Origin of the sequence: Streptomyces sp. TSRI0281, assembly GCF_001905125.1 — a bacterium.
In the GTDB taxonomy this organism is placed as follows: Bacteria; Actinomycetota; Actinomycetes; order Streptomycetales; family Streptomycetaceae; genus Streptomyces.
The window spans coordinates 153159-170956 of the sequence record NZ_LWLE01000003.1; the positions used below are offsets into that span (position 1 = coordinate 153159).

The following is a 17798-nucleotide window of genomic DNA, read 5'->3' on the forward strand; positions in this document are numbered from 1 at the left end:
CTCACCCGACAGCAGAAAGAGGAGTGAACATGCCCCGAACGACGGTTCTCTGTGTTCCGTTCGCCGGTGCGGGAGCCTCGGTCTTCCGCCCCTGGCTCCCGCTCTGCGAGGACCGCTTCGACCTCGCGGCCGTCCAGCTGCCGGGCCGCGAGCAGCGCTTCGCCGAGGAGCCCTACCAGGAGGTGGCGGTCGCGGTCGAAGGGCTGATGCCCGAGGTGCTGGAGCGGGTCTCCGGCGGGGGGCCGGTCGTCCTCTTCGGGCACAGCCTCGGCGCGGTGCTGTCCTACGAGATCGCCCACCGGCTGGCCGCGACCGACGGGGTCGAGCTGGCCGCGCTGGTGGTCAGCGGTTCGCCCGGTCCGTGGACCCGCCGGGAGAACGGCGCGAGCGGCCTGGACGACGATCAGTTCCTGGAGCGGGTCAAGGAGTTCGCCGGGTACCGGCACGAAGCCCTTGAGGACCCCGAGATGCGCGAGCTGCTGCTGCCCTCGCTGCGGGCGGACGTCGAGATGCACGAGAGCTACGTCGCCCTGTCGGACAACCCGCTGCCGGTCCCGATCACCTCGGTGCGCGGCAGCACCGACACCCTCGTGACCCCCGACCAGGCCATGGAGTGGGGCAAGGCCACCGGCAGGGAGTTCGACTTCGTGGAGGTCGAGGGTGGTCACATGTATCTGGTCGACAATGCCGAGGGCCTGATCCGGGTACTCGCGGACGTCTGCCCCGGATGAGTGGAGCGGGCGAGTCCGCCGACCGCCCCCAACGTGAAGGAGTCCTGGTGCGCCTGCAAGGAAAGACCGTCATCGTGACGGGAGCCGCGCGCGGTGTCGGCCGTGCCTGTGCGCTGGCGTTCGCCCGGGAGGGCGCCGATCTGGCGCTGCTCGACGTGTGCGGCGACATCGACGGCGTTCCGTACCCGCTCGGCACCACGAGCCAGCTCGCGCACACCGCCGGGCTGTGCCGCGAACAGGGGGCGGCCGTCCTCACTGCGGAGGCCGACATCCGTGACCGCGACGCGCTGCGCGCGGCCGTGGACCGGACGGTCGAGCGGTTCGGCCGCGTCGACGTGCTCGTCAACAACGCCGGGATCGCGGCGCCTTCGGGAAAGCCGGCCCATGAGGTCACCGAGGACGAGTGGCAGGTGATGATCGACATCAACCTGACCGGCGCCTGGCGGATGACCTCGGTGGTGGGCCCGCTGATGCTCGCGCAGCGCTCGGGCAGCGTGATCAACGTGGCCTCCACCGCCGGTCTGGTCGGCTACCGCAACTTCGCCGGATACGCGGCGTCCAAACACGGGCTGATCGGCCTGACCAAGGCGACCGCGCTCGACTACGCGCCGCTGAAGGTACGGGTCAACGCCCTGTGCCCCGGCTCGATCCGGGACGACAGCCGGGCCGAGGGCCGGATGCTCGCCGAGATCGCGAGGTCGCTCGATCTCCCGGTCGCCGAGCACGAGGAGACCTTCGTCCAGTCGCAGCCGATGAACGCGCTGATCGAGCCTGAGGACGTGGCCGGGGCGGCCCTCTGGCTGGCCTCGGACGAGTCCCGGCAGGTGACCGGCTCCGTGCTCACCGTCGACGGGGGCTTCACCGCTCGGTGAGGCACCGCAACCATGCCAAGGGAACCAGTCGTGTCGATCTCTGAACAGGACGCCGTCGCCGCTCTCACACCGGCGCGGCGCACCGTCGTCCCTCCCCGTGACCGGGTCCGCGAGAGCGGCCCCGAAGCCCCCGGCGCGGTGTGCCACGCGCTGTGCGTACGGTTCACCGGCACCGGGCGCGCGGACGCGCCGGACGCACCGGACGGGCTGTCCCAGCGGTTCGCCGCCCTCGCCGCCGCGCTGCCGCCCGCCACCGCGACGGCGGCGGTCTTCCCGGCCGCCGCCCGGCTGTGGCGGCAGCCGGTGCCCTGCCGCTCCGACGCGCCCGACGCCGAGCGGTGGCGGACGCGGGAGCTCGCCCGGCCGCTGGTCGCCCACCGGGACGCGGCGGTGCGCGCGGTGCTGCTGACGTACGCCGACGAGGTGGCCGAGCTGGTCGTGGTCGCGCACCGCGCGGTGCTCGGCGCCGGAGCGCTGCGCGACTTCACCGCGGAGCTGCTGGGCCGTACGCCGGTCCCCGGTGCCGCCGGGGCGAGCGGCCACGGCCGGACCGCCGACCCCGCCGGGCAGGCCGCCGAACTGGCGGGCGGCCGGTTCGACGCCCGCCCGGACTGGGGGCTCGGCCGCCCGTCCGGCCCGGACACGACGGCGACCCGCGTACGGACGGCCCCCGCCGGAGCCCCGGCGGGCGACACCGGGAGCTGGAGCGCCGCACTCGGCATCGTCCTCGCCCGCTACGAGGGCCTCACCCGGCCCGTCCTCCGGGCGCTGGTCACCGACCCCTTCGACGCGTACGGCGCCGAGGGCATCGCTCTCCTGGCGGTGGACGCCGACCCGGCGCATACGCTCGGCACCGTGGACAAGCGGGTCCGCGCGGGCCTGGCGGGCGGTCCGGCCTGGCACACCGAGGACCTCCGGCGGGAACTGGCGTCCGTGCTCGGTGACCCGGCGACCACGCCGGCCGTGGGGATCGTCGTCCACGACGACGGCCCGGCGGACTTCCCCGGCGCGGACCCGGTCGCGTACCGGCCGTTCCAGTGCGCCCCGTTCCCGGTGACCCTCTCGGTGACCTACGACGCCGCGGGCCACCGGGAACTGCGCTGCGACTTCTCGACGCGGACCCTGCACACGGACATCGCCGATCAGCTTCTGCGGCACGTCTGCCGGGTGCACCGGACGCTCGTCGAGTCGCCGGACACCCCGGTCGCGGGCGTGGAACTGCTGGACGAGGACGAGCTGGACAGGACGGCGGCGCCGGACCGGCACGACCCGGACCGGGCCGCCCGGCGGACGCCGTTCGAGCCCGGGCGGATCGACGCGGCGATAGCCGCCCTCGCGGCGTCCCGCCCGGACGCCGTCGCGGTGTCCTTCGAGGGCTCCCGGCTCAGCTACGGCGAGCTCGACGGACGGGCCGACCGGCTCGCCCACGCCCTTCGCCGGCTCGGCGTGGCCGACGGCGACCGGGTCGGGGTGTGCCTGGAGCGATCGGCCGAGCTGATCGTCACCCTGCTCGCCGTGCTCAAGGCGGGCGCCACCTATGTGCCGATGGACCCCGCCTACCCGCGCGACCGGCTGTCCTACACCGCCACCGACGCCGAACTCGTCATGGTCGTGACCGACCTCGCGGACTTCCCCGGCGGTGACGGCGACGGCCGTGGCGGTGACGACCGTGGCGGTGACGGCGGTGTCCGCGTGATCGGTACCGCCGCGCTCGCGGAACTGGCTCCTGAGGTGTGGGACGGACCGCCGCCCTCGGCGACCGGCCCGCAGGACCCGGCGTATGTCATCTACACCTCCGGGTCGACCGGGCGTCCGAAGGGCGTCGTCGTTCCGCATGTGAACGTGCTCGCCCTGATGGCCGCCACGACGGAGGACTTCGGCCTCGGCACGGACGACACCTGGACGCTGTTCCACTCCAGCGCCTTCGACTTCTCGGTGTGGGAGATCTGGGGCTGCCTGCTCACCGGCGGCCGTCTGGTCGTGGTGCCCTACTGGGTGTCGCGCTCGCCGGAGGAGTTCCACCGGCTGCTCGTCCAGGAACGGGTCTCGGTGCTCAGCCAGACCCCGTCGGCCTTCGCCCATCTGCTGGACGTCGAACGGGACGGCGCGGAGCCCGCCCCCGTACGCCTGGTGGTCTTCGGTGGTGAGGGGCTCGAACCGCGCATGCTCCTGCCGTGGTTCGACCGGCATCCGGAGACCGTGTGCCGGGTCGTCAACATGTACGGCATCACCGAGACGACGGTGCATGTGACCGCGCAGACCGTCACCAGGGCCGAGGCGCTCACCAGATCGAAGTCGGTCGGACACGCACTGCCCGGCTGGTGGGTGCGGATCGTCGACCCTGACGGCAGGCCCCTGCCGGCCGGGGTCGCCGGGGAGATCCAGGTCGGCGGAGCCGGGCTCGCCGCGCACTATCTGAACAAGCCGGACCTCACCGGGCAGCGCTTCCTGAACGACCCGCGCACCGGGGAGCGGCTGTACCGCAGCGGCGACAAGGGCAGGCTGCTGCCCGACGGCCGGCTGGAGCACCTGGGCCGGCTGGACAACCAGGTCAAGCTGCGCGGCTTCCGCATCGAACTGGACGAGATCCGCGCGGTGCTGCTGGATGATCCACTGGTCGGCGCCGCCGCCGTCGTGCTCAACAGGACCGACCCGGAGGACCGGGCGACCGCGCAGCTCGACGCGTTCGTGGTGCTGGAGGGGGAGGACACCGCGGCCGTGCGGCAGCGGGCCGCCAGATATCTGCCCGAGTACATGGTGCCGTCGACGGTCACCGTGCTTGACCGGATGCCGCTGACCACCAACGGCAAACTCGACGCGGCCAGGCTGCCCCGGCCCGCCCCGGCGCCCCGCCCCGCCCGGCCGGACACCATGCCCGCCCCCGCTTCCGCCGTCGCCGCTTCCGCCGTCGCCGTGGAGGCGCCGGACACCGCGGACGGAACCGCGGACGGGGCCGGGGACATCTCCCCCGCCGCCCCGGAGGACGCGTTCGCGGCCGTGCTCCTCGATGTCTGGCAGGACGTGCTCGGCGTCCCCGTCGGCCCGGACGACAACTTCTTCGACCTGGGCGGCAATTCACTGCTGGCCATGCGGGTCGGCGCGGCGCTGCGCCGGCGCGGTGGCTCCACGGTCTCCATGCGCGACCTGTACATGTTCCCGACGATCCGCCGGCTGGCGGCCGGACGTGCCGGGTGAACCACCTGCCCATGAACACGAGGCGTCCCGTGAAGAGGGAAGACCCGATGGCTGCATCGCTCCTGCCCGATCTCTTTCAGCTACAGGTGGCGCGCACCCCGCACGCCGTCGCCGTCCGCTCCGGCGGGCGGAAGCTGACCTATGCCCAACTGAACGCTCACGCGAACCGGTTGGCGCACCATCTGATCGCCCGCGGCGTCGGCCCGGAACACCTGGTCGGGGTACGGCTGCCCAGGTCGGCCGACCTCGTGGTGGCGCTGCTCGGCGTCCTCAAGTCCGGTGCGGCGTACGTCCCGATGGACAGCGACGCCCCGGCCGAGCGGCTCGCGTTCATCGTCGAGGACACCGGGCTGGACCTGGTGCTGGACGAGGCTGCCGCTCCGCGCGGGGCGGGCGGTGGCCCGGAGACGCTGACGGTCGCGGGGGCCCTCGCCGCCGCCGGGGCGGACGGGCCGGCGGACCACGACCCCACCGATGCCGACCGGGCGGCGCCGCTCACCGCGGACAACCTGGCGTACGTCATCCACACCTCCGGATCGACCGGCCGCCCCAAGGGCGTCACCGTGCAGCACGACACCCTCGCGCGCTATCTCGACTTCGCGTGCGCGGAGTACCCGGGGCTGGCGGACGGGGCGCTGCTGCACTCCCCGGTGGCCTTCGACCTCACCGTCACCGCGCTGTACGGTCCGCTGCTCCTGGGCGGCTGCCTGCGGGTCGCGGAGCTGGACCGCGAACCGGCGGACGGCACGGCGGACGGACGGCCGGGCTTCGTCAAGGCGACCCCGTCGCACCTTCCCCTGCTGACCGCGCTGCCGAGTTCGCTCTCGCCCACGCGTGATCTGGTGGTGGGCGGCGAGATGCTGCTCGGCGATGTCGTCGAGCGGTGGCGCGACACCCATCCGGGCGCGGCGGTGATCAATGAGTACGGTCCCACCGAGGCGACCGTCGGGTGCTGCACGTTCCGGATCGAGCCGGGGGACGCGATAGCGCCGGGCGCCACCCCCATCGGCGTACCGACGCCGGGCACCGAGCTGTATGTGCTGGATGAGCGGCTCGCGCCGGTCGGGGCCGGTACGGCGGGCGAGCTGTACATCGCGGGCGGCCAGGTCGCCCGCGGCTACCTCGGCCGGCCCGGCCTCACCGCGGAACGGTTCGTGGCCGACCCCTTCGGCGGTGGGCGGATGTACCGTACCGGCGACATCGCCAGGGCGCGGCCCGACGGGGTGCTGGAGTACCTGGGCCGCACCGACGACCAGGTCAAGATCCGCGGCTACCGGATCGAGCTGGGCGAGGTCACCTCGGTGCTCGGCTCGCAGCCGGGGGTGCGGCTGGCCGCCGTGGTCGTGCGTGAGGACCGCTCCGGCGACCGGTATCTGGCGGGTTACGCCGTCCCAGCGGACGGGGCAGGGGTGGATCCGGCCGCGCTGCGCGAGGCGCTCGCGCGGGTGCTCCCCGCCTATATGGTGCCCGCGCGGATCATGGTGACCGGTGATCTCCCGCTGACCGCCAACGGGAAGCTCGACCAGGCCGCGCTGCCCGAACCGCCGGGCGCGGACGGGGCGCCGGGCGCGGAGCCGGAGACGGAGGCCCAGGCGCGGATGTGCGCCCTGTTCGCCGAGATCCTCGATGTGCCCGCCACCTACCTCGACGACGACTTCTTCGGCCGGGGCGGCGACAGCCTGCGGGCGGTCCGCCTGGCGTCCAAGGCCCGCAAGGACGGCTGGACCTTCGGCCTGCGCGATGTGCTGGAGCTGCGCACGCCGCGCGCTCTGGCCGCCGAGGTCCGGGGCGCCGAGGACCGGGGCGCCGAGGTCCGGGCCGCCGAGCACCGGGGCGCCGAGCACCGGGCCGCCGAGCCCGTCACCGGCGGAGCGGTGTCATGAGCGTCGGACGTGTGGTGATCGTCGGCGCCTCGGTCGGCGGCAGCCGGGTCGCGACGGGCCTGCGGGGGGCGGGCTACACGGGGGCGATCGCGCTCGTGGACCCGGACCCGGACGCGCCCTACGACCGGCCCCCGCTGTCCAAGCAGATCCTCGCCGGTGACTGGACCCCCGACCGCGCGTCGCTGGGGGACCCCGTGCGGTGGCAGGCGGAACGGCATGTCGCCGCCGCCGGTTCCCTGGACCCGGCGAACCGGGTGCTGCGGCTGGCCTCCGGCGTCGCACTGCCCTACGACAGGCTGGTGCTGGCCTGCGGAGCCGCGCCCCGGTCGCTGCCCGGAATGCCGCTGCCGGGGGTGCACCTGCTGCGGACGCTGGCGGACTCCCTGGAGCTGCGGGACCGTCTGGACCGCATCGGGTCCGGCCGTCTGGTGATCGTCGGCGGCGGTTTCGTCGGCGCGGAGGTGGCCTCCACCGCCCGCGCGCGCGGGATCGACGTGACCGTCGTGGAGGCGCTGCCCGCGCCGCTGTCCGGGCTGCTCGGCGAGGAGGTGGCCGCCGAACTGGCCCTGCTGCACGCGGACAACGGCGTGCGGCTGATGTGCGGCACCTCGGTCGCCGCTCTGGTGGGTGAACGGGAGGTCACCGGCGTGGAGTTGACCGACGGGACGACGCTGCCCGCGGACGCCGTCGTGGTGGGCGTCGGGGTGCGGCCCGGCACGGACTGGCTGGCCGGCTCCGGCATCCCGCTGGACGCCGACGGCGGGGTGCTGTGCGACGAGTACTGCGCGGTCGACGCCGACCGGACGGTGTACGCGATCGGTGACGTCGCCCGGTGCCGTGATCCGCTGCTGGACCGGCACCCGCGGGTCGAGCACTGGACCAACGCGGTGGAGCAGGCGGACGTCGTCGTACGCAACATCCTCGAACCGGAGCCGACGGCGCACCGGCACGAGTTCTTCGTCTGGTCCGACCAGTACGGCGGCAAGATCGCGCTGCTCGGCCGTCCGGAACCGGGCGACGAGGCGGCCGTGGTGCGCGCCGACGGCCCGCGCCGGAGGTTCGCCGTCGCCTACCTCCGGGGCGGCCGGCCGCGCGCCGCGCTGACCGTGAACTGGCCGAAGGCCCTGTTGGCCGCCCGTCGGTCGCTGGGCGCACCGGGCGGCTGTGACGACGTCGTCGCCGCTTGGAAGAATTTGTAGTCGCAGCTTGCTGAAAAGGCCCTGTCCGTACGCCGTGATTCTCCGGCACGATCGGACCAGCGCCGAGGGCAACCGGGGACCGCTTTTCCCATGAAGCCACCCGCCGGTCACCACAGGTGCTGAATCGCTGCCTCTTCGTGAAGGGGTGCGCCCGCATTCTTCTCGACGCGGGCGTGGCACTTCCACTTTCTTGAATCAGCCGCTCCTGAAGGCCCGTTCGACCCTCATTCATGGTTTCCATGTCTGCGGGCGATTGCCGGGCCCGAAGGGCGCTCCGGCTTTTCCTCCCCCGTTTCCCGCTTGCTGTTCCCATTCCCTCGGAAGGGTTTTCCGGTGTTCCGAAACAGCGTTGTCGAGCCGCTCGTGGTCCGACAGCGAGGCGTTCCCGCGCAAGCGGGCCACCGCGCTCTGCTGTTGCACGGCCTCGGCAGCAGCGAGAGCTGCTGGGACTCCTTCCTCGCCCACCGGCCGCCGGGGCTCGACGTGTGGACGGCCGGTCTGCCGTGGCGGGCCGGCGGCCCGTACGCGGTGTCCGAGCGGGACGACTCGGCATGGATCGGTGAAGCGGTCGCCCGGGTCCCCGGCGGTGTCGACGTGGTGATCGCGCACTCCTACGCGACGCTCCTGCTGCTCGCTCTGCTCGCCGACACGGCGTCCGCGGGCGCGGACCCGTGCGAGGCGCTGGGCATCCGGGCCGTGGTGCTGGTCTCGCCGTTCTTCCGGCAGGACCCGAAGGAGTTCACCTGGGCCCAGCTGCCGGCGACCCTCGACGCGATGCGCCGCAGCGCGGACGAGAACATCCGGCTGATGTCCCGCAGCGGCCTGGACGCGGGTGTGCGGGCCGACATGGCCGAACTCGCGTGCGCACGGCTCGGGCCCCACTGGGCGGTCCGGTACCTCGACGCCTATCTGCGCACCCCCTTCCTGGCGGCCGGCCGGATCGGTCTGCCCGTCCATGTCGTCGTCGGGGACCGCGACACGATCGCGTCGCCCGCCGAGGGCGAGACCCTGGCCGGCGCGCTCGGCCACGCCTCGATCGAGCGGATCGAGGACTGCGGGCACGCACCGATGGCCGAGCGGCCGGAGCGGTTCTCGCACGCTGTCCAGCAATTCCTCGCCACCCTGTCCGCCGGGCACACACCCCCGGCGACGGTCAACTGAGTACGGGAGCACACGATGACCACCCTGTCCGACGTCGCGCTCAAGAAGCTGCTGAACGAACCGAGTTCGGTGACGATGAGGCCCCCCTACGAGGGCGGCAACATCAACACCGCGATCGGGTTCAAGTGCGTCAACTACCTGCTTGAGGCCGCGGTCCTCGACCACTTCCGGGCCGTCGGCCTCGGCGCCACCGAGCTGTACCTCGTGCACGGCCTCAACTTCGATGTGACGGGCCTCGAAACCCGGCTGCACACGGTGCTCACGCTGGATGACGACGTCCTGCTGGAGGTGACGCCCAAGACGAAGGACAAGGACAACACCCTGGTCTTCGGGGTCACGGCGACCGTCCAGCGCGACGGTGCGCCGAAGAAGGCCGTCAGCTCCAAGCTGCGGGTGCTGCTGCGCCGTGACACCCAGGTGGACGCCGCGGCCCCGCTGCCCGAGGAACTCCGGCGCTTCGTCGTGGACCGGCTGGCCACCGCGGAGCCCACCGCGCTCGCCGCCACCCCCGTGGACGACTTCGCCGGTGCCGTCCACCGCGGTGAGAGCGGCGACACCGACCCGGTGCTCGCCGAGATCATCGGCGACGGCAACGCGGTCGGCTGGAAGTGGAAGGTCCCGTACTACTACTGCCACTTCACCGAGCGCATGCAGATGTCGGGCTACCTGCGCCAGATGGAGGAGGCGAAGCACGTCTTCGTCGCCTCGCGCGGCATCAGCATCAAGCGGATGCTCAACGAGCGCGGCTGGATACCCGTCGTGACGCAGTGCAAGATCCAGTTCACCGACGAGACGATCATGGAGGAGAACCTCTACACCGTGTACACGGTGGAGTCCGTCTTCAAGGACATGCTCTACACCTCCCGCGTGGACTTCTACGTCGTGCGGGACGGCGCACTCGTCCAGACCGCCACCGGCTCGATCACCCATGGCTACTGCCACAAGGAGTCGCCGGAGGCCGAGTGGCAGATGACCGTCTTCGACGACGAGGTCCTGCGCGCACTGCGCGGCGAGTGACCCACCCGACGTCCACAGTCCCGGAGGACCCATGGCTTCCAAGCGTCGGCCGCGCTGGTACTTCTCGCTGCGCAGCCCGTATTCCTGGTTCGCTTACCGCGATCTGATGACCACCCACCCCGAGGTGCTCGACGCCATCGACTGGCTGCCGTTCTGGGAGCCTGACGAGGGGACCGCGAAGCTGCTGGCGGAGGAGGGGGTCACCCTTCCGATCGTCGCGATGAGCCGGGCGAAGAACTTCTACATCCTGCAGGACACGCGCAGGCTCGCGACCGACCGCGGTCTGACGGAGATCAGCTGGCCCATCGACCGTGCCCCCTGCTGGGAGGTCGCCCACCTCGCGTGGCTCGCGGCCGAGGACGAGGGACGCGGCAAGGACTTCGTCGCGGCGGCCTACCAGGCCCGCTGGCAGGACGGCAAGAACATCTCGGAGCCCGAGGTGATCGCGGAGATCGCGGTCGGGCTCGGTCTGGACGCCCAGCGGCTGTCCACGGCCGCGCAGGACGCGGAACTGCGCAAGCGGGGCGCCGCCCTGCTCGCCGAGTCGGCCCACGACGGCCTGTTCGGTGTGCCGTTCTTCATCAACGGCCGTGACAAGTACTGGGGACTGGACCGGGTCGAGCCCTTCGTCCGGGCCGTCCTGGGCACCGAGCGGCCCGCCCCGCCGGTCACCGCCGTACCGGACCCGGCCACCCATGCCGAACTGCTGCCGGCCGGTGGCGACCAGGGGCACGCCGGCGGCTGCGGCTGAGACTGCCGGTGGCCGCGGCACGGAACGCGGCCACCGGCCCTGCGCGGCACCGAAGAGCGCAGAGGCACACGAGGCACCAGCAGCGCGGAAGCCAAGCAGCGCGGAAGCCGAACAGCGCGGAAGCGAAGAAGCACGCGGCAAGCGACGAGGAGACCACTGTGGACAGCAATCCCGACGGCACCGGGCACGGCTCCGGGCGCGGCGCCGGGCGACGGCCGGCGGGCGGCGGCCACTGGGACGCCGTCGTGGTCGGTGCCGGTCTGGGCGGGCTGACGGCCGCCGCGTACCTGGCCGCGGCGGGTCGGCGCGTTCTGGTGCTGGAGCAGTTCTCGGTGGTGGGCGGCAACAGCCATGTCTTCCGCAGGCGCCGCAGTTACGAGTTCGACGTCGGCGTCCACTACCTCGGCGACTGCGCGCCCGGCGGCGTCATCCCGTCCATCCTGAGCGGCGTCGGGCTCCGTGACCGGGTCGAGTTCCTGGAGATGGACCGGAACGGGTTCGACCTGATCAGGGTGCCCGGGGTCTCCGTGGACATGCCCACCGGCTGGTCGGCGTACCGCGAGCGGCTCATCGACGCGATGCCGGGCCAGGCGGAGGGGCTGCGCACCTTCACCGACATCTGCTCGGCCGTCGGTGAGGAGCAGCGGGCCGCCCTGTTCGAGTCCCACACCTGGTCGGCGCAGGACATCGCGGCCGGCACCGTCGCCGTACGCGAGTGGGGCAGGCGGACGCTGGACGACCTGTTCCGCCACTGCGGGCTGTCGTCGCAGGCGCGTACCGTGCTCGCGGCGCAGGCACCGAACTACGGGCTGACCCCGCGCCAGGCCACCGTCGCCCGGCACACCAGCGTCACCGACCACTACCTGCGCGGGGCGTACTACCCCGCCGGGGGCGGCCAGACGCTCGCGGCGGGCCTGGTCGAGGTGATCGAGTCGCACGGCGGCGAGGTCCGCACCCGCAGCAGGGTGCGGCGCATCCTGGTGGAGGACCGCAAGGTCAAGGGTGTCGGCCTGGACGGCGGAGAGACGGTCACCGCCGATCTGGTGGTGTCCAACGCGGACTACCGGCGTACGGTGCTCGACCTGGTCGGCGCCGAGCACTTCTCCACGTCGCTGGTGAACCGGACCCGGAACGCCCGGATGGGTATGCCGTGGCTGGTGCTCTACCTCGGCCTCGATATCGACCTGCGGGACCGGCCGAACGCCAACCTGTGGTGGTACGACACCGATGACCTCGACGGCTACTTCGACCAGGCCCGCGCGGGCGACGTGGACGAGGTGCCCTTCCTCTTCTGCTCGTTCGCCTCGCTCAAGGACCCGGGCAACAGCGCCCTGTGCCCGCCGGGCCACGCCAACCTCCAGGTGATGACGCTCTGCCCGCCCGACTACGAGTGGTGGGGCGTCAAGGACGGGCTGGAGGACGACGGCGGCTCGTACCGGCGCAACGCCCAGTACCTGCGCCGCAAGCAGGAGTTGACCGAGTCCACGCTGCGTGCGGCGGAGCGGGCCATCGGCCCGCTGCGGGAGCACATCACGTACCTGGAGGCGGCGACCCCGCTGACCCACGAGCGGTACACCCTGTCCTCGGGCGGCACCCCGTTCGGCATGGCCGAGTGGGGCGGCACCGCCCGTCCGGGCACGACGACCCACATCGACGGGCTGCATGTGGTCGGCGCCAGCACACAGGCGGGCAACGGTGTCGCGGGCGTCATGCTCGGCGGCATCTCGTGCGCCTCCCAGATCCTCGGCGAGCCCCTGCTCGCCCGCGCCCGGCAGGGAGCGGTCTCCGGTGATCCGGACCTGCTCCCCGACCGCCCGGACGGCTGGGACCCGAGGGACGTCTGCCGGGGCCTCTCCCGGCGGACCCGCTCGGGCTCCCCGGCAGCGGTCCGGGACCCGGCCGGCACCTCCGGCTGAGTACGGGCGGTCCGCGACTCACACCGGGGACCGCCGCGCAGTGACCGACGTACCCACGCACCACGAGACGAACAGAGAGTGATTCACATGAGCTCGACCATCACCGCTGAGCACCAGGCCCGGATCAAGGAGATCGTCTGCGACATCCTCGAACTGGAGGAGGACGAGGTGACCGGCGGCGGCCTCTTCAAGGAGGAGTACGGCGCGGACTCGCTGCGGGCCATCGAGATCCTGGCCGGTCTGGAGAAGGAGTTCAAGGTGACCATCGACCAGTCCGAGCTGGAGCGCATGGTCAACCTCGACGGCGTCTACGCCGTGGTCCAGGAGTCCATCGACGCCAAGTAGGCGCACTTCCGGCTGGATGCGAGTACGCGGAGAGCCGGCGGCACCGCCGCCGGCTCTCCGGCCCGGCGGCAGCCCCGGCCCCTTCGGCCGGCGTCCCGTCCCGACCCCCCCCCCTTTCCGTGGTGAACCAGGCCGTACCGAGGGAGATTGATGTCTGAGAGCCTTTCTGACGCGATGCGCGACGACGCGGCGTCCCGGGTGGTGCTGACCGGGTTCGGCGTGTTCTCCAGCATCGGTGTGGGTGCCGATGAGTTCGCCGAGGGTCTGCGCGCGGGCCGCAGCGGCGCGAAGCCGATCACGGTGTTCGACACCGAGGGTTTCGCGCACGCCAACGGCTGCGAGATCGACGGTTCCGAGCCGGAGCGCTGGATCCACAACCTGCCCGTGGAGACGCTGGGCCGGGCGACGAAGTTCTCGGTCGCCGCGGCCCGCATGGCCGTCGAGGCCGCCGGTGTCGAGCTCGACTCGCTGCGCGCGAAGCGCGGCATGATCTCCATCGGCACCACCGACGGCGAGTCCTACGATCTCGACCATCTGGTGGAGACCGAGATCAACTCCGGTCCCGAGGCGATGGATCCGACCGTGGCACGGCGGATCTCGCCGAACCGGCTGTCCATCGCCGCCGCCCAGGAACTGGGGCTGTCCAACGTCGACGCGGTGACCATCGCCACCGCCTGCTCGGCCGGCAACTACGCGATCGGACAGGGCTTCGACGCCATCCGCTCCGGCGCGGTCGACTACGCGCTCTGCGGCGGCGCGGACGCGATGTGCCGCAAGACGTTCACCGGTTTCTACCGGCTCGGCACCATCGCCCCCGATGTCTGCCGCCCCTTCGACTCCGAGCGCAAGGGCATCCTGACCGGTGAGGGCGCGGGCGTGCTGATGCTGGAGAGCCTCGCCTCCGCGCGGGCCCGCGGCGCCCGGATCTACGCCGAGGTGCTCGGCTACGGCATGAACTGCGACGCGTACCACCAGGTCGCCCCGAACCAGGCGAGTGTCGCCCGGTGCATGGAGATCGCCCTGGAGAACGCAGGGGTGAAGGCGGAGGAGGTCGATCTGGTCTCCGCCCACGGCACCGGGACCAAGGCCAATGACGTGACCGAGGCGCGGGCGATCCACGACGTGTACGGGGACAACCCGCCGCGCACCGTCTCGCTGAAGTCGATGCTCGGCCACACGATGGGCGCCGCCAGCGCGCTCGCCGCCATCGCCTGCGCACTGTCGGCCTACCACGGCTTCATACCGCCGACCATCAACCACCGCGAGACCGATCCCGAGTGCGAGATCGACTGCGTGCCCAACCACTCCGTCGAGGCGGACCTGCGCATCGTGCAGAACAACGGGCTCGCCTTCGGCGGCAACAACGCGATCGTGATCCTCGGCAAGTACCAGGACGGTGAGCGGTGAGGCTGCCCATCACCGGCGTCGGCGCGGTCGCGAGCATCGGCCGGGACGCGGACGAGATCTTCGAGAGCCTCTGCGCCGGGCGCGGCGGGCTGGGTCCCATGCGTGGTTTCGACCACGGTAGGTACGGCGGGACGCAGCTGTTCGAGATCGACAACCGGCCGGAGCCGGGCGTGGACCGCACGCTGCGTGCGACCGGCTTCCTGCTGGAGGCCGTGGGCCAGGCGGCCGGGGCCGCCGGTCTCGGCGAGGACCTGTCGGACTGCCCGGTGCTCGTGGGTACGGGGCTGCGTGAGCTGCGTTCGGCCGAGCTGTGGTGGCGCGACGGTGCGCCGTTCGGCGCGGAGCGGCTGCACTTCGGCACCGCGCTGCGGGAGCGGTTCGGCACCGCCGACACACACACCTTCTCCAACGCGTGCTCCGCGTCGCTGTACACCCTGGCGCTGGGCGCGGACATGCTGGCGCTCGGCGAGGCGGACACCGTGATCGTCGCGGGCGTCGACTCGATCACCGAGAGCATGTTCGGCCTGGCCGACCGGGTCCAGCCGGAGCCGCCCCCCGCGCTGCGGACCCTGGACGTCAACCGCAAGGGCACGATCCTCGGCGACGGGGCCGCCGCCGTCGTCCTGCGCCGCGAGGACATCGAGCCGGGCGGCCGGCTGTGGGGCAGGCTGCGCGGGGTCGGGATGACCTGCGACGCCAAGCACCCCACCGCTCCCGACCAGAAGCAGGTCGCCGAGGCGATACGGCAGGCGCACCGGCACGCGGGCACCCGGCCGGCCGACATCGATCTGCTGATGCTGCACGGCACCGGGACACCGCTCAACGACCTGGTCGAGGCATCGGCGTACGGCGAGGTCTTCGGCGAGGACGCGGGCGTGCCGGTGGTGACCGGCATCAAGCCGATGACCGGGCACACCAGCGGCTCGGCCGGGCTGCTGAGCCTGGTCGTCGCCCTTCAGGTGATGGCGACGGGCAAGGTCCCGCCGCTGATCGGGCTGGACGAGCCGATCGAGCAGGCCGCGGGTCTGCGTCTGGTACGCGACCGGGAGGCCGAGCACAAGGTTTCGCTCGCGCAGGTACACGGGTTCGGATTCGGCGGGATCAACGCCGTGGCGATTGTCGAGGCACCATGAGGATCTTCGTGACCGGCGTCGGCGTCGCACTGCCGGGTGCCGACTCCACGGCCGCACTGGCGGCGGCCCGGCAGCCGGAGGGCGCGGTCGAACCGGCTGCCGTCCTGGGGAAGAAGGGATTGCGCTACAAGGACCGCGCCACCCAGCTCGGGCTGGTCGCCGGGTACCGGGTGCTGACGGACGCGGGGCTGCTGAAGGACGGTGAACTGACCGCCGACAGCAGCCGGGTGGCGGTGCTGGTCAGCTCCAACCTGGGCAACGTGGACACGGTGTGCCGGGTGGCGAAGACCATCGCCGACGAGGGCAGCACCCGCGGGCTGAGCCCGATGGACACCCCGAACGCCTCCAGCAACATCATCGCCTCCGAGATCGCCATCAGGTTCGGCCTGCACGGCCCCAACCTGATGGTGTGCAACGGGCCGACCTCCGGCCTCGACGCGGTGCGCTGGGGTGCGGCCCTGCTGCGCTCGGGCCGCGCCGACCAGGCGGTCGTGGTCGGGGTGGAGCCGGACAACGAGATCGTCCGCGAGCTCGTCGGCGGCCCGGTCGCCGACGGCGGTGCGGCGCTGGTGCTGGAGCGGGCCGAGGTCGCCGAGGCCCGTGGCGCCACGGTGCACGCGGAGATCGGCGGCCATGTCCGGGGAGCGGGGGTGGCCCGGAACTTCGCGCGGCTCGCCGCCGAGGAACCCGCCGCCCTCGTCGGCTGGTTCGCCCCGGGCGGTGCCGCCGGGTCCCTGCCGGCCGAGCTGCCCGGCCACGACCTGGCCGCCATCTGGGGCGAGTTGTCCGGGGCGCTCGGGGTCGTGCAGTGCGCGGCGGCGATCGGTGGCTTCGGCAGCCGTATCGACGGACCCGTGTGCCTGGTCGCGGGCAGCGACGAAGACGACGGCAGTGCCGCGCTGGTGCTGCGGCCACCCGCCCCGACGGCCTCCTAGCCGGTCGCGGTCCGACGAACCATCGACTTCGAGTACTGAGCAGGACGGATTGTGACCATGACCCTTTCGGCGAGCGCGTCAGCGACCCTGAACCGGCCGGTGATCACCGCGTGGTCCGCGGTGTCGCCGTACGGCATCGGCAAGGACGAGTTTGTGACCGGCATGCTGGCCGGGAAGAGTACGGCGTCCGAGCTGGACGACGAGGAGTGGGCGGTTCCGGACAACCGCGCCTGTGTGGTGCCCGGTTTCGCGCTCCGTGAGGTCCTCGGCAAGAAGGGCACCCGGTCCATGGACCGGGTGACCGGGCTGGCCGTCACCGCGGTCCGCGATCTGCTGCGGGACTGCGAGGACAGCCGCCGGGGCGGTGACGAGGAGACCGCCCTGGTGCTGGGGACGACCACCGGCAGCGCGCAGAGCATGATGGACTTCACCCGCGCCTCGCTGGTCGGTGAACGCCCCTTCTACGTGGACCCGTCGCTGATGCCGAACGCGGTGATGAACTGCGCCGCCGGTCAGTGCGCCATCTGGCACCGGCTGAAGGGCCCGAACACCACGATCGCCGGAGGCCGGGTCGCCGGACTGTCCGCGCTGAGTTACGCGGGCGGGCTGCTGGGTTCCGGCCGCGCCGAGACCGTGCTGTGCGGTGCCGTCGAGGAGTTCTCCAACGCGCGGGCCTGGCTGGACCACCACCGGCGGCGTGAGGACGCCACGGGCGCGCTGCTCGGCGAGGGATGCGCCATGTTCATGCTGGAGTCCGCGTCCGTGGCCCGGCAGAGCGGCCCGGTCCTGGCCGAGGTGCTGGCCGTGGAGTCACGGGTGTACTTCGGCACCGAGCTGCGCCCGGTGCTCGACGCCTGCCTCGACGGGGTCCTGAAGCGCGGCGGGCTGCACACGAGCGACGTGTGGGCGGTCTCGGCATCCGACCTGGCGGGCAGCGCCGGTGAGCAGGAACGTGAGGTGCTCACGGCCCGCTTCGGGGCTCCGGCACTGGACCGGGCACCGTCGCTGAGCGCCATCGGGGACACCTCGGGGGCCTCCGCGGCCTTCCAGATCGGGTCCCTGCTGAGCATCGCCGCGCAGGGAGAGGTGCCCGCGGGCAGCGTCGCCGTCATCTCCTCGGTGGACGACGACGGCATCGTCGCCTGCGCCGCGCTGCGCCTGCTCGCGGACTGACCGGCCGCCTTTGACCGACCGGCCGTTTTTCGGGTGAACAGGAAGGAAGACCATGCCAATCGACGCGGTGGCCCGGCTCG

At 72.4% G+C, this 17798-nt stretch carries 14 protein-coding genes; all 14 read left to right on the forward strand.

Annotated elements, in window-relative coordinates; translation table 11 throughout:
• Positions 1-29 precede the first annotated feature (29 nt).
• The 14 genes from A6A29_RS09030 to A6A29_RS09095 all read left to right on the forward strand — a co-directional run bounded on the left by A6A29_RS09030 (position 30) and on the right by A6A29_RS09095 (position 17718).
• Positions 30-731: a thioesterase II family protein gene (locus A6A29_RS09030; protein ID WP_073719477.1), complete on the forward strand. Its 702-nt coding sequence runs from the start codon at positions 30-32 to the stop codon at positions 729-731.
• 47 nt (positions 732-778) lie between these two features.
• Positions 779-1603: a mycofactocin-coupled SDR family oxidoreductase gene (locus A6A29_RS09035; RefSeq protein WP_073719478.1), complete on the forward strand. Its 825-nt coding sequence runs from the start codon at positions 779-781 to the stop codon at positions 1601-1603.
• Between the two features lie 30 nt (positions 1604-1633).
• Entirely contained in the window at positions 1634-4798 is a 3165-nt protein-coding gene (locus A6A29_RS09040; protein WP_338012862.1) for an amino acid adenylation domain-containing protein, read from the forward strand.
• A 47-nt stretch (positions 4799-4845) separates the two neighbouring features.
• A complete protein-coding gene (locus A6A29_RS09045; RefSeq protein WP_073719479.1) occupies positions 4846-6681 on the forward strand; it encodes a non-ribosomal peptide synthetase in 1836 nt (611 codons plus the stop codon).
• A complete protein-coding gene (locus A6A29_RS09050) occupies positions 6678-7880 on the forward strand; it encodes an NAD(P)/FAD-dependent oxidoreductase (RefSeq protein ID WP_073719480.1) in 1203 nt (400 codons plus the stop codon). The genes A6A29_RS09045 and A6A29_RS09050 overlap by 4 nt, the downstream gene beginning before the upstream one ends.
• Positions 7881-8213: 333 nt before the next feature.
• Positions 8214-9041: an alpha/beta fold hydrolase gene (locus A6A29_RS09055; protein ID WP_073719481.1), complete on the forward strand. Its 828-nt coding sequence runs from the start codon at positions 8214-8216 to the stop codon at positions 9039-9041.
• Between the two features lie 15 nt (positions 9042-9056).
• On the forward strand, positions 9057-10058 hold the full coding sequence (locus tag A6A29_RS09060; RefSeq protein ID WP_073719482.1) for a hypothetical protein: 1002 nt from the start codon (positions 9057-9059) through the stop codon (positions 10056-10058).
• A 31-nt stretch (positions 10059-10089) separates the two neighbouring features.
• The gene (locus tag A6A29_RS09065) at positions 10090-10809 is read left to right on the forward strand and encodes a 2-hydroxychromene-2-carboxylate isomerase (RefSeq protein ID WP_073719483.1); all 720 of its coding nucleotides are present in this window, start codon (positions 10090-10092) and stop codon (positions 10807-10809) included.
• A 158-nt stretch (positions 10810-10967) separates the two neighbouring features.
• Positions 10968-12725: a phytoene desaturase family protein gene (locus tag A6A29_RS09070; protein WP_079182664.1), complete on the forward strand. Its 1758-nt coding sequence runs from the start codon at positions 10968-10970 to the stop codon at positions 12723-12725.
• A gap of 87 nt (positions 12726-12812) precedes the next feature.
• Entirely contained in the window at positions 12813-13070 is a 258-nt protein-coding gene (locus tag A6A29_RS09075) for an acyl carrier protein (protein ID WP_073719484.1), read from the forward strand.
• 150 nt (positions 13071-13220) lie between these two features.
• Positions 13221-14477 carry a beta-ketoacyl-[acyl-carrier-protein] synthase family protein gene (locus A6A29_RS09080; protein ID WP_079182665.1) on the forward strand — a complete coding sequence of 419 codons (1257 nt, stop codon included), beginning with the start codon at positions 13221-13223 and terminating at the stop codon, positions 14475-14477.
• Entirely contained in the window at positions 14474-15610 is a 1137-nt protein-coding gene (locus A6A29_RS09085; protein ID WP_073719486.1) for a beta-ketoacyl-[acyl-carrier-protein] synthase family protein, read from the forward strand. The genes A6A29_RS09080 and A6A29_RS09085 overlap by 4 nt, the downstream gene beginning before the upstream one ends.
• Positions 15607-16545: a beta-ketoacyl synthase N-terminal-like domain-containing protein gene (locus A6A29_RS09090; RefSeq protein WP_073719487.1), complete on the forward strand. Its 939-nt coding sequence runs from the start codon at positions 15607-15609 to the stop codon at positions 16543-16545. Before A6A29_RS09085 ends, A6A29_RS09090 begins: the two co-directional genes overlap by 4 nt.
• Before the next feature lie 57 nt (positions 16546-16602).
• Positions 16603-17718 carry a beta-ketoacyl synthase N-terminal-like domain-containing protein gene (locus A6A29_RS09095; RefSeq protein WP_073719488.1) on the forward strand — a complete coding sequence of 372 codons (1116 nt, stop codon included), beginning with the start codon at positions 16603-16605 and terminating at the stop codon, positions 17716-17718.
• Positions 17719-17798 lie beyond the last annotated feature (80 nt).